The sequence below is a fragment of the Rhodococcus sp. (in: high G+C Gram-positive bacteria) genome (assembly GCF_049286785.1).
Classification (GTDB): domain Bacteria; phylum Actinomycetota; class Actinomycetes; order Mycobacteriales; family Mycobacteriaceae; genus Rhodococcus_F.
Genome location: NZ_JBAQEO010000820.1, coordinates 1 through 12,578, shown reverse-complemented (window position 1 = coordinate 12,578; position 12,578 = coordinate 1). Strand labels below are relative to the sequence as shown.

Genomic DNA, 12,578 nt, shown 5'->3' with positions numbered 1-12,578 from the left:
AGATCTGGCAGAGTTCGGCGGCACAGGCTGCGCAGAACCAGGGACAGCAGGCGCAGGCCAGCGGCGCCGAACTGAGCGAGCGTGGCACCGACATCGCCGGCACCACCCACACCGCCGCCGCGTCGGTCGCCCGGGGCAATGCCAACCTGGCGACCATTTCCGAATCGTTCGCCGCCACGGCGGTCGCCGCGGCTCCCGTGGTGACGACCCCTCCCGGGCAGGCCATGCTCCTCGCGTCGGCGGCCGAGCACATCAAGGCAGCCATCGGTGTCGTGACGCAGACACGGACGGAATTGAACGAGCAGACGCTCACGATGAACGGACTGGCCGCCCCGGTACCCGTACCACCGCCGCCTGCAGCCGCCGCGCCGACCTCGCCCTTCGCCATCGCGTCGACCGTGATGGAGGGCGTGGGGAAGCCGATGGTGTCGACGGTCACCGACGGCATCGGCAGCCTCGTGTCAGCCGATACGCACGCCGCGAGCATCGGTTCCGACCTGCCTTCCGACGCGGTGTCGGCGAAGACCGCCATCGCCTCCACCCCCGGGACTGCGGGCGCGGTCCCGGGTTCGGTGGCGATCGCAGGGGGCGCCGGCATCGGGATGTTCGGCGCAACCGGCGGCGGCACCGCATCCTCGGCCGGCGGTGCCGTGCCGCGTGGACCCGTTGGTGGTGCGGCAATCCCGCCCGTTCCCAGCGCAGGCGGGGGTGGCGGACCATCCGATCCGTCACGGCCGGCCGGGAACTCACCCGCCGCGATGCACGGCACCGGCATGAGCGGCATGGGGGGTTCCGGCGCGGCAGGCGCTCAACGCGGCGCAGCTGACGAACAGCTCACAGGCCGATCCGCCCCCGGCTACCTCGTCTCCGCAGTCGACAGGAACAGCTTTGTGGGTGATCTTCCCCTGGTGGCACCCGCCGTCATCGGCGGTGAGGAGTGGGAAGACACCCCGTGAGCCGGAATCCGAGATCTTCCGCCTGATGTGTGCACATCACTCGAGGAGTGCCGCCACCTCACGGTCGGTCAGAGTGGTGCGCGGAATGCGTCCCGCGGAGCGCACCAGTTGGACAGCGCGGTAGAGCGGGCGCTCCATGAGCCCCGCTCCGCGCGCCTCCGCGCGCAACTGATCGATGAGCACCGAGGCTATCGCCGCAGCCGGCACCAACTCGCCCGCGTTCAAGGCATCGGCCAGTGTGCGCAAACCGAGGATCTCGAGTTCACGCCCGCCGTCGGATGTATACAACGCCAGCGGGATCATGAGACTCCCGTCCGCATCGGTGACGCGCACACTCACCTCACTCACCCGGGCCGACCGGATCACCAGTTCGGCCGCCACCGCCCGGGTGACGTCCACCGAACGCGACCGCACTCCCCCGGTCGAACGAATCCTACCGTGCTGCAACGTGATTCGCCGGCGCAAGGCGAGCAGAGCCGATGCGGCGGTGGGTACGGAGACGATCGCCCCCACCACTACACCGATCCACAGCGACGTGAAGACACCCACCACGACCGCGAGAACCACGCCGACCAGAACGGCTACCCACGCGACCCGTTTCAACCGCGGCGCGATCAGCTCGATGGGAACCAGATCGAGCGATACGGGCGACGTGTCGTCAGGCACCGACGACTGCTCCCACCTGCTCGATGACATTCGCAAACGAAATCGATTCCTGTTCACCGGTGGCGAGATTCTTGAGCACCACCGTGCCTTCCGCGATGTCACGATCACCGAGCACGAGAGCGACCGCCGCCCCGGAGCGGTCGGCAGCCTTCATCGCACCCTTGACGCCACGGTTTCCGTACGCGAGATCGACGCGAATCCCTTCCGCGCGCAGTTGCTGTGCCAGCACCACGAGCTTGGCCTTCGCCTCCTCGCCGAGCGGCACTCCGAATACCTCGCAGCGAGCCGGCGACCCTGCTGTCTTGCCCTCCGCGGCCAGAGCGAGCACTGTGCGGTCGATTCCGAGCCCGAAACCGATGCCCGACAGCGGTTGCCCGCCGAGCTCGGCCATCAGTCCGTCGTAGCGCCCACCGCCGCCGATCCCCGACTGCGCACCGAGACCGTCGTGGACGAACTCGAAGGTGGTCTTGGTGTAGTAGTCGAGCCCGCGGACCATGCGCGGGTTGATCAGGTAGGGCACCCCGATTGCGTCGAGGTGGGCGAGCACCTCGTCGAAGTGTGCTTTCGCCGTGTCCGAGAGGTGGTCGAGCATCAGCGGTGCGTCCGCTGTCATCTCGCGCACCTCCTTGCGCTTGTCGTCGAGTACGCGGAGCGGGTTTATTTCGGCCCGTCGGCGCGTGTCCTCGTCGAGAGGCAGCCGGAACAAGAACTCCTGCAACTGTTCCCGGTACTGGGGCCGGCACGTGTCATCACCGAGCGAGGTGATCTCCAGCCGGAAACCCTCCAGCCCGAGCCCACGGAAGCCCGCGTCGGCGATTGCGATGACCTCCGCGTCCAGTGCCGGATCGTCGACGCCGATGGCCTCGACTCCCACCTGCTGCAGTTGACGGTAGCGGCCGGCCTGGGGCCGCTCATACCGGAAGAACGGGCCGGCGTAACTCAGCTTGACCGGTAGCTGTCCGCGGTCCAGCCCGTGCTCGATCACCGCGCGCATCACACCCGCCGTGCCCTCGGGACGCAGAGTCACCGAACGGTCACCGCGGTCGGCGAACGTGTACATCTCCTTGCTGACGACGTCGGTGGACTCACCGACACCGCGGGCGAAGAGGTTGGTGTCCTCGAAGATCGGCAGCTCGATGTGGCTGTATCCGGCCAATCGTGCGGCACGCGTCAGCCCGTCACGGACCGCGACGAACTCGGCGGACTGCGGCGGGACGTAATCGGGCACGCCCTTGGGCGCGGAGAAGGTGCTGACTTTACTCACTGTCGTTACTTTTCCTTACTTCGATCCCGGGAGTCCAACGAGGAACGGGTTGGACCCACGTTCGGCGCCGATGGTGCTCGATCCGCCGTGCCCCGGCAGCACGGCCGTGTCGTCGCCGAGGACGAGGAGCTTGCGAGCGATGGACTGCAACAGTTGTTCGTGATTTCCGCCGGGGAGGTCGCTGCGCCCGATGGATCCCTGGAAAAGCGTGTCACCGGTGAGCGCGATGTCCACCGGTCCCTCCACCGTTGCCACCCGGGTCCGGAAGACCACTGATCCCTGGGTGTGGCCGGGTGTGTGATCGACCTCGAACACGATGCCGGCGTGCTCTATCGTGTCGCCGTCCGCCAGTTCGATCACCTCGCTGGGCTCGACGAACGACATTCCCTCGATGAAAGGCTTCATCGTGGGGCCGATGCCCCGGCCCGGATCGGACAGCATGTAGCGATCTTCCGGATGGATGTATGCCGGAATTCCGAACTTCTCGCAGACCTCGCGCGCGTTCCACACGTGGTCGAGGTGGCCGTGCGTCAGCAACACCGCCGTCGGGACGTGATTCGACTGGCCGAGGAACTCCACCAAAGGTTCGGTGGCGTCCTGACCGGGGTCGACGACGACACATTCCCGGGCATCGTCCTGCGCGAGGATGTAGCAGTTGGTCTGAAACATCCCGGCCGGAAATCCTGTGACGAGCACGCGCGACGCTCCTGTTCGTGTGGGTATTGCAGTTGCTACAGCCTAAGCCGCCGCCCCGCCAGGTTGTTCTCAGGTTCGAATGGCAGACTCTGAAGGTCGTGTGCCGGGGGTAGATCGCACAAACCAACTGCTATATCGACCAACTGTTACCGAAGAGCGATACGGGAGGACCACGCAGTGCCGAGCAACGAGCAGCGCCGGGAAGCAGCCAAACGAAAGCTCGAGCGCCAGTTCGAGCGGCGGGCGGAGAAGGCACGCAAGCGTAAGCAGCTCACCATTGCAGGTTCGGTGCTGGGCGTGGTTCTCGTGGTCGCCGCGGGCGCCGTCGTGTTCGCCCTGACCAGCGGTGACGACGACACAGCCGAGCCGGTTACCGCGTCCGAACAGTCGCCGGGCACGATGCCCGCGGGCCGGTCGGAGCCCCTGCCCGAAACGGTCGACTGCTCGTACCCGGCCAGCGCGCAGCCCGCCGCCAAGGAAGTGAAACCGCCCAATACCGCGGGCGTGCCGACCACCGCACCCGATGCCACACCGAGCATCAGCATCGAGACCACGCAGGGCAACATCGGGCTCGGTCTCGACGGCACCTTGTCGCCCTGCACGGTGAACAGCTTCGTCAGCCTGGCGAGCCAGAACTACTTCGACAACACCACCTGCCACCGCCTCGTCGCCTCCGAGGGACTGAAGGTTCTGCAGTGCGGTGACCCCACCGCCACCGGCACAGGCGGCCCCGGATACGGCTTCGACAACGAGTTCCCCACCGACCAGTACGACGAGGCGGACCCCTCCCTGCAGATCCCCGTCACCTACCCGCGCGGCACCATTGCGATGGCGAACAGCGGCCAGCCGGGCAGTAACGGCAGCCAATTCTTCCTCGTCTACGAGGATTCGCAGCTTCCTCCCCAGTACACCGTCTTCGGGACGATCGACGAGACCGGGCTCGCGACCATCGAGAAGGTGGCGGCCGCCGGCGACGACGCATCCATGCAGGCGGGTGGCGGCAAACCCAACCTTCCGATCGACATCAAGTCCGTCCGGATGGACTGACGAGATCCGGCTTCTGTGAGGATGTACCGAATGAAACGCACTTCGATCCTCGTCGCGGGCGCGAGTGTTGCACTCGTTCTCGCCGGCTGTTCGGACTCGTCCGACAACGCCGGTTCGCCGACGAGCACCACGACGACCAAAGCCTCTCCGACCAGCGCGGCGGAATCGCTGGACCTCTCGCAGTTCGGGACGCTCCCGCCGGTCCCGCCGCCTGCGGCCACGACCGTCGACTGCTCCTACCCGGCGAACCAATCTGCGGTAAAGGACGTGAAAGCGCCGCCGTCGACGGGTGTGCCTGCCGACGGCACCGTGGTCGTCGACCTCACTACCAGCGCCGGACCGATCGGACTCGTACTCGACCGCGCCGAAGCGCCGTGCACGGTCAACAGCTTCGTGAGCCTGGCCGAACAGGGCTACTTCGACGACACACCCTGCCACCGTCTGGTGACGAGTCAGGGCCTCCAGGTTCTGCAATGCGGCGATCCGAGTGGTAGAGGCAACGGTGGACCCGGTTACGGATTCGACACCGAATACCCGGAGACAGCCTTTGCGCCGGGTGACCCCACCCTGTCGGACCCGGTGATCTACCCGCGCGGCACGGTGGCCATGGCCAACAGCGGCCAGCCCGGTTCCAACGGAAGCCAATTCTTCCTCGTCTACGCCGATTCGGTCCTGCCACCGAACTACACCGTCTTCGGCACGATGTCGGAGGAAGGATTGGCCACCGTCGAGAAGGTGGCCGCTGACGGCGACGACGGTTCCATGTCGGCCGGCGGCGGAAAGCCGAACACACCGGTCGATATCGAGACCGTAGAGGTCGGCTAGGCCCAGACTTCCGGAGGAACGACCGGAACGTCGGTTCGATCAGTCGAACCGAGGTTCCGGTCGTTTCGTGCGAGACCGCTTGCTACGCAGCGGAGGTCACCCGGTAGACGTCATACACTCCCTCGACGTTGCGGACCACGTTCAGCACGTGCCCGAGGTGCTTCGGATCGCCCATCTCGAACGTGAACTTACTGATCGCGACCCGATCCCCCGACGTCGTGACCGCCGCCGACAGGATATTGACCTTCTCGTCGGCAAGGGCTTTCGTCACATCCGACAGCAGACGGTGCCGGTCGAGCGCCTCGATCTGGATCGCGACGAGGAACACCGAAGACGGCGAGGGCGCCCACTTGACGTCGATGATGCGTTCCGATTGTTCCTTGAGCGATCCGGCATTGGTGCAGTCCGTGCGGTGCACACTGACCGCGCCACCGCGCGTCACGAATCCCATGATCTCGTCACCGGGTACCGGCGTGCAGCACTTCGCCAGCTTGGCGACCGTGCCTTCGGCCCCGGGAACGAGCACGCCCGCGTCACCGGTGCTCCGCGGACGCATCGGCATGGTGGACGGGGTGGCCCGCTCGGCCAGTTCCTCCTCCACGTCACCTACACCACCGAGATGCGCGACCAGTCGCTGGACCACGTGCTGCGCCGACACGTGATGCTCGCCGACCGCCGTGTACAGCATCGAGACGTCGGTGTAGTGCAGTTCGTGTGCGATGGCCACCATCGATTCGGCGTTCATCAGCCGCTGCAACGGAAGACCGACCCGCCGCACCTCCTTGGCGATGGCGTCCTTACCCGCCTCGAGCGCTTCCTCACGTCGTTCCTTGGCGAACCATTGCCGGATCTTGGTCTTCGCCCTCGGGGAGACGACGAACGTCTGCCAGTCGCGGCTGGGGCCTGCGTTGGCCGCCTTGGAGGTGAAGACCTCCACCACTTCGCCGTTCTCGAGTGTCCGCTCGAGCGCCACCAGACGGCCGTTGACCCGGGCACCGATACACCGGTGCCCCACCTCGGTGTGAACGGCGTAGGCGAAGTCCACCGGCGTCGACCCGGCCGGCAGCGTCACCACATCACCCTTGGGGGTGAAGACGAAAATCTCCTTGACCGCGAGGTCGTATCGGAGCGACTCGAGGAACTCCCCTGGGTCGGCGGCCTCACGCTGCCAGTCCAGCAGCTGGCGCATCCAGGCCATGTCGTCGACCTCGGCGACGTCACCGGAGTGCCGCCCCTTGGTCTCCTTGTAGCGCCAGTGCGCGGCGATACCGAACTCCGCGGTCCGGTGCATGTCGTGGGTGCGGATCTGCACCTCCAGCGGTTTGCCCTCGGGGCCGACCACCGTGGTGTGCAGCGACTGGTAGACGCCGTACCGCGGCTGCGCGATGTAATCCTTGAAGCGGCCCGCCATCGGCTGCCACAGCGAATGGACGACGCCGACGGCCGCGTAACAGTCCCGGACCTCGTCGCACAGAATGCGCACGCCGACCAGATCGTGGATGTCGTCGAAGTCGCGGCCCTTCACGATCATCTTCTGGTAGATCGACCAGTAATGCTTCGGACGGCCCTCCACGACCGCGTTGATCCGCGATGCGCTGAGCGTGGCGTTGATCTCCGCTCGGACCTTTGCAAGATAGGTGTCCCGGGACGGTGCGCGGTCCGCCACCAGACGCACGATTTCGTCGTACTTCTTGGGATGCAGAATCGCGAACGACAAGTCCTCGAGTTCCCACTTCACGGTGGCCATTCCCAGCCGGTGGGCCAGCGGTGCGATCACTTCGAGGGTTTCACGCGCCTTCCGGGCCTGTTTCTCCGGTGGCAGGAACCGCATCGTCCGCATGTTGTGCAGGCGGTCGGCCACCTTGATGACCAGGACACGCGGGTCCCGGGCCATCGCGATGATCATCTTGCGTATGGTCTCGCCCTCGGCGGCGTTACCGAGCACCACCTTGTCGAGTTTGGTGACGCCGTCGACGAGATGCGCCACCTCCTCCCCGAAGTCCTCGGTGAGCTGTTCGAGCGAGTACCCGGTGTCCTCGACGGTGTCGTGCAGCAGTGCCGCCACCAGGGTCGTCGTGTCCATCCCGAGCTCGGCGAGGATGCTCGCGACGGCAAGTGGGTGCGTGATGTACGGATCACCCGACTTGCGACGCTGACTGGCATGGCGTTCCTCGGCCACGTCGTAAGCGCGTTGGAGCAGCGCGAGATCGGCTTTGGGGTACAGCTCGCGGTGCAGACTGACCAGGGGCTCGAGGACCGGCCGGATGGTCGCGTTCCGTTGCCCGGTGATGCGCCTGGCGAGTCGTGCTCTCACACGGCGCGATGCAGACGCCGGAACGGCGAACCCCTGCGCTCCCTTACCGTTGCCGGAAGGGGCGTTCGCCGCAGGTGACTCGGCATCGGGCTGCCCAGACGCGGTCGATCCCGTATTCTCCGACCGATCCAGATTCGAAGTCATGCCGTCACCTCCCTACCACTGGATGCTCCGGCACCGAGGCCGTCGCCGTGTGGCTCGGACCGGGAAGGCCCCGGCCGAGTTGCTCTCGGGCGTACGCCCCGGTGGCCGTGTGGCACCACCAGCCCCAACTTTAGTACTCAGACCGAGACGAGGGACGTGAGCGGGTACTTCGCGAGTCGCCCGCGACCGCCGAGTGCGGCAATCTCCATGACGACCGCGACCCCCACCACGACGGCACCTGCCGATTCCACCAACCGTGCGGTGGCCTCGAGTGTTCCCCCGGTGGCGAGCACATCGTCCACGATGAGGACGGAACGCCCGGTCAGCCCGAGCGAATCCGCCGGGATCTCCAGGGTGGCCGATCCGTATTCCAGGGTGTACGACTCCGCCAGCACCGGGGGTGGCAGCTTGCCAGCCTTCCGCACCGCCACCACTCCTGAACCGATCTCGCGTGCGACACCGCCGCCGAGGAGGAAGCCGCGGGCGTCGACGGCGGCGATCACGTCGGCGTCGGGAGCGCAGGCGGAGAGTGCATCGACCACGAGACGGAAGCCTGAGGCGTCCGAGAAGACGGGCGTCAAATCAGCGAAGCGCACCCCAGGCTCGGGAAAATCGTCGGCCCACCGAGTGAGCCGGAGAACGGCGTCACCAGCGAGGGAATAATCGATCACCTGCGTAATACCCACCTGTCCATATTCCAGCCGGCGCCCGAACGCGTCGGATTCGCCAGCCCTGCTTCCAACCCCGGTGCGAACCCGACCGTGCGGGGTTGCGTGAACAGCGGCACCGTGGGCACCTCCGACCAGAGGATGTTTTCCAATTCGGTCGAGAGGGACAGCTGAGCCCCGGACGAGCCGTCGACGACGAGTTGATCGACGAGTTGATCCACGCGGCCGTTGCTGTAGCCGCCGGCATTCGATCCGCTGCCGCCACGGAGTGCGTACAGGGCGGTCGTTGGTGCCGCGGTACCCGCCGCACCCGGAGCCGCTGCGGTTCCGGCCAGCACCGCATCCACCTCACCGCCACGCAGCTTCGACGGCACGAAGTCCGGTGAGCCGGCGTCCTCCACGGTGATGCCCGCGGGTGCGCAGGCGGCGGCAACGGCCGCGACAATCTCGGCACGACGTGCGTCCGGAGCAAGGTACCCGATGCGCACGGTGGCGGTGTCGCTGCCGGTCTCGGCCAGCGCGGCCGACGAGGCCGCCGTGTCCGGCACGGTGAAGCGACCGCCGACGGTCGCCGCCACCGACTGGTACACCAGGTTGTCCGGACCGATGAACCTGGTGGCAGCCGCTTGCGTGTCGCCGTCCGTGCCGGGTACGGGCGCACCGAACCGGGCAGCCAGATCCTGGCGGGGCAGGCACAGGGCGAACGCGCGACGGCCGGGCGCCGTCGCGAACACCCCGGAAGTGGACAGGACGAACTGTTCCACGCTGCGGGAGGGAACCTCGCTCACCTCGAAGTCGGCGAGATCAAGATCGGCCACCGAACCGGCTCCCACGTCCACCACCTCGACCCTGCCGTCTTCGATCCGGGATTTCAGGTCGGAGGACTTGGGCCACACCACGATCCGGTCGGTGGCGGGCCTGTTGCCCCACCACCGATCGTTCGGCACCAGCACGAGGCCGTCTTCCTGCGTGAAGGACTCGATCTTGTAGGGCCCGGAGGCGGGAAGGATCGCCGAATCGAGATCACCTGGACTCAGCGTCCACCCGCTGTTCCAGAAGTCGGCGACGCGGCCGAGCACATTCGTGTCCGAATTCTGGACGGCCGCCACGATGTCGGGGACACCGGTCTTACCGGCAACGACATGGGCGGGCATCAACGACGCGGCACCGAACAACGAGCGCCAGTCGGTGAAGCTCCGGCCTGGACGGAACGTGACGGTGGCATCTTTCGCCCCGGTCCGGCAGTCGACCCGGTCGATGTCCGCATAGCCGGCGGTACTCGCGGCGTCGAACATGGGCGTCGGGGCGCCCTGATCGTTCGGGCGGGTGAAACGACCACTGTTCGCGGCCCACGCGAGCACCAGGTCGTCACACGCCATCGGCACTCCGTCGGAGTAGACGGAGTTGGGGTTGAGCTTGTACTGCACCGTCAACGAGTCGCCGGGCACCTCGCTGGCGGTGCCGATGTCGGTGTCCGATACCGGCCCACCCTCGGGCCCCGTGTACGTGAAGCCGGGAAGCACCCGCGCGAACGCCTGCCGAGCGCCCGACACGGCGCCCGCGACGGTACCGGCGTTGTACGTGGTGAGGGGGCTGTCGATCGCATATCCGATGGACGGGAGCTGCTCCTCGTCCGTCGAACAGGCCACGAGCGACCCCCCGAGGACGGCGGCCGTGAGAAGTCCCGCCGCCCCCGTCCTGCCTCGCCTGCGCGATGACCGCATGTCAGTGCCTCTTCTTGTGTCGCTTTCCGGTGGGACGCGAACCCGGGCGAGGTGCATTCGCCACCGCTCGCCGAGGTGCACCCGCACCCGCCGTCACGGTCTCGCTCTCGCGTCCGGGCACGGGACCTGCCTTCGCCGACCCGCCTTCTGCGAGTGCCGCCCGCCGGGCGTGCACCTTGTTGGTGTGCGCCGCAACGGGTCCCCACCTCTCCTTGAGAGAAACCAGCAATGGGGTGGCGAAGAAGATCGACGAATAGGCACCCACCACGATCCCCACGAGCTGTACCAACGCGAGGTCCTTGAGCGTTCCGACACCGAGCATCCACACCGCGACGACCATCAGGGCGAGAACCGGCAGCACGCTGATCAGCGTGGTGTTGATGGACCGCATCAGGGTCTGGTTGACAGCCAGGTTGGCCTGCTCGGCATAGGTCCGGCGGGACAGGTGAAGAATGCCCCGGGTATTCTCCTCGACCTTGTCGAATACCACCACGGAGTCGTAGAGCGAGAACCCGAGAATGGTGAGCAGACCGATCACGGTCGCGGGAGTCACCTCGAAACCGACCAGTGCATACACGCCGGCCGTGACGATCATGTCGAAGAACAGCGCGACGATCGCGGCGATCGCCATGTCCCGCTCGAAGCGCACCGCAATGTAGATGCTCACGATCACGAGGAAGACGGCCAGCGCGATCAAGGCTTTCTGGGTGATCTGGCCACCCCAGGTTTCGCTGACGTCCGCGATGCTGATCGCGTTCTTGCTGGGTGAGCCGCTCGTGTCCTCCGGCTGGAACTTTTCGAACAGCGCGTCCTGCAGCGTCACCATCTGCGCGGCGTCGAGGGTTTCGGAGCGGATCTGCACCGTGGCGCTCGCCCCCGAGCCCACCGTCTGCACCGTGACGGGCTCCATCCCCAGAGCGTCCGAGTAGACCGTCTCCACCTGTGCGGTGTCCACTCCGTCCCCGGCCGGGAACTGGATTCGCGATCCGCCCTCGAAATCGATGCCGAGGGTGAAGCCCCGCACCAGGATGGCCAGCAGCGCAACGAGCACGATGACACCGGTCAGGCCGTAGAAGAAGCGGCGTTTCCCCACGACCTCGAACGCACCGGTTCCGGTGTAGAGCCGCGACAGCAGACCGTGCGTGGGCATCGACGCCTGGTTGACACCCGAGTCGGACAGCGAGGATTCCGATCTCGCCTGCGTCTCAGTCTGGGACGAAGTGGTCGATTCACTCATACTCGTGACTCCTTCGGCGACGACGCGGCCGCCTTACGTTCCTTGGCGATCTGCGCAACGGCACCGAGCCCGTTGACGCCGGGCTTGGACCAGAACGGCGACTTCGACGCCAGGTGCACCAGCGGCCAGGTCACGAGGAACACGACGACGACGTCGAGAATCGTGGTCAGGCCGAGCGTGAACGCGAAGCCACGGACCTGACCCACAGCCAGCACGTAGAGCACGGCGGCCGCGATGAAGCTGACTGCGTTGCCGGACAGGATGGTTCTGCGCGCCCGCGCCCAGCCGCGCGGAACCGCCGAGCGGAAACTGCGCCCCTCTCGCATCTCGTCCTTGATCCGTTCGAAGAACACCACGAACGAGTCTGCGGTCATACCGATGCCGATGATGAGGCCCGCAATACCGGCGAGGTCGAGCGTGAAACTGATGTACCGGCCGAGCAGCACCATGATCGCGTAGACCGCCAAACCGGACAGCACCAGCGAGAGTGCCGTGAGGATGCCGAGCATGCGGTAGTAGAGCAGGCAGTAGAGGAGGACGAGGATCAGGCCGACGAGACCGGCGATGAGGCCTGCCTCCAGTGATGCCAGGCCGAGAGTCGCCGATACCGTCTCCGCCTCGGACGCGGCGAACGACAGCGGCAGCGAGCCGTACTTGAGGGTATTGGCCAGTTCTTTGGCGCTTTCCGCCGTGAACGAGCCGCTGATCGAGGTGGAACTGCCCGCCGGGGTCGCACCCTGAATCACGGGAGCGCTCACCACTTTCGAGTCGAGTGTGAACGCCGCCTGCTTGCCGATGTTCTCCGAAGTGAACCTGGCCCAGGTGTCGCTCCCGGAGGACTTGAACGTGAGGCTCACCTCGTGGCGGGACTGCTGGGCGCTGTACCCCGACGTGGCGTCGGCGATCTCCTGCCCGTCGATGATCGCGGGCTCGAGCAGGTACACGGCCGCGCCCGCGGTGTCGCAGGCGACCAGAGGCAGCGCCGGGTCGTCGTTGCCGCGCAACGGGTCGGGCCGGGAGCAGTCCAGTGTGGCCAT

The 12,578-nt window shown here is 66.6% G+C and carries 11 protein-coding genes; 3 read left to right on the top strand and 8 right to left on the bottom strand.

Going from position 1 to position 12,578, the window contains the following annotated elements:
* The coding region (locus WAW17_RS29535) for a hypothetical protein (RefSeq protein WP_422336403.1) at positions 1-956 on the top strand (956 nt) is incomplete at its 5' end.
* A gap of 36 nt (positions 957-992) precedes the next feature.
* Here the strand turns inward: WAW17_RS29535 and WAW17_RS29530 are convergent.
* The 3 genes from WAW17_RS29530 to WAW17_RS29520 are packed head-to-tail and all read right to left on the bottom strand — an operon-like array spanning position 993 to position 3,582.
* Positions 993-1,652 (bottom strand): hypothetical protein, encoded by a 660-nt coding sequence (locus WAW17_RS29530; protein ID WP_422336402.1) that lies wholly within the window; start codon positions 1,650-1,652, stop codon positions 993-995.
* Entirely contained in the window at positions 1,615-2,886 is a 1,272-nt protein-coding gene (gene hisS / locus WAW17_RS29525) for a histidine--tRNA ligase (RefSeq protein WP_422336401.1), read from the bottom strand. The genes WAW17_RS29530 and hisS overlap by 38 nt, the downstream gene beginning before the upstream one ends.
* A gap of 15 nt (positions 2,887-2,901) precedes the next feature.
* Complete coding sequence (locus WAW17_RS29520) at positions 2,902-3,582, bottom strand: MBL fold metallo-hydrolase (RefSeq protein WP_422336400.1); 681 nt, start codon at positions 3,580-3,582, stop codon at positions 2,902-2,904.
* A 177-nt stretch (positions 3,583-3,759) separates the two neighbouring features.
* On the opposite strand from WAW17_RS29520, the gene WAW17_RS29515 reads away from it, so the two are divergent.
* Positions 3,760-4,629 carry a peptidylprolyl isomerase gene (locus WAW17_RS29515; RefSeq protein ID WP_422336399.1) on the top strand — a complete coding sequence of 290 codons (870 nt, stop codon included), beginning with the start codon at positions 3,760-3,762 and terminating at the stop codon, positions 4,627-4,629.
* Positions 4,630-4,659: 30 nt separating this feature from the next.
* Positions 4,660-5,454, top strand: coding sequence for a peptidylprolyl isomerase (locus WAW17_RS29510; protein ID WP_422336398.1), 795 nt, complete (start codon positions 4,660-4,662; stop codon positions 5,452-5,454).
* Positions 5,455-5,536: 82 nt separating this feature from the next.
* On the opposite strand, the gene WAW17_RS29505 is transcribed toward WAW17_RS29510, so the two are convergent.
* From WAW17_RS29505 to secD, 5 genes are all read right to left on the bottom strand, one after another.
* The gene (locus tag WAW17_RS29505; protein ID WP_422336397.1) at positions 5,537-7,912 is read right to left on the bottom strand and encodes a RelA/SpoT family protein; all 2,376 of its coding nucleotides are present in this window, start codon (positions 7,910-7,912) and stop codon (positions 5,537-5,539) included.
* A 137-nt stretch (positions 7,913-8,049) separates the two neighbouring features.
* Positions 8,050-8,583, bottom strand: coding sequence for an adenine phosphoribosyltransferase (locus WAW17_RS29500; protein ID WP_422336404.1), 534 nt, complete (start codon positions 8,581-8,583; stop codon positions 8,050-8,052).
* Positions 8,580-10,304, bottom strand: coding sequence for an ABC transporter substrate-binding protein (locus WAW17_RS29495; RefSeq protein WP_422336396.1), 1,725 nt, complete (start codon positions 10,302-10,304; stop codon positions 8,580-8,582). Before WAW17_RS29495 ends, WAW17_RS29500 begins: the two co-directional genes overlap by 4 nt.
* Before the next feature lies 1 nt (position 10,305).
* Positions 10,306-11,541 (bottom strand): protein translocase subunit SecF, encoded by a 1,236-nt coding sequence (gene secF, locus WAW17_RS29490; protein ID WP_422336395.1) that lies wholly within the window; start codon positions 11,539-11,541, stop codon positions 10,306-10,308.
* Positions 11,538-12,578: protein translocase subunit SecD (secD, locus tag WAW17_RS29485; protein WP_422336394.1), on the bottom strand; the 1,041-nt coding region annotated here is incomplete at its 5' end. The genes secD and secF, both read right to left, overlap by 4 nt.

Excerpts from the sequence above, each read along its gene's own strand:
- WAW17_RS29510 (WP_422336398.1), top strand. The coding sequence starts at position 4,660 with ATGAAACGCACTTCGATCCTCGTCGCGGGCGCGAGTGTTGCACTCGTT.
- secF (WP_422336395.1), bottom strand. The coding sequence starts at position 11,541 with ATGAGTGAATCGACCACTTCGTCCCAGACTGAGACGCAGGCGAGATCG.
- WAW17_RS29495 (WP_422336396.1), bottom strand. The coding sequence starts at position 10,304 with ATGCGGTCATCGCGCAGGCGAGGCAGGACGGGGGCGGCGGGACTTCTC.
- WAW17_RS29505 (WP_422336397.1), bottom strand. The coding sequence starts at position 7,912 with ATGACTTCGAATCTGGATCGGTCGGAGAATACGGGATCGACCGCGTCT.
- WAW17_RS29530 (WP_422336402.1), bottom strand. The coding sequence starts at position 1,652 with ATGTCATCGAGCAGGTGGGAGCAGTCGTCGGTGCCTGACGACACGTCG.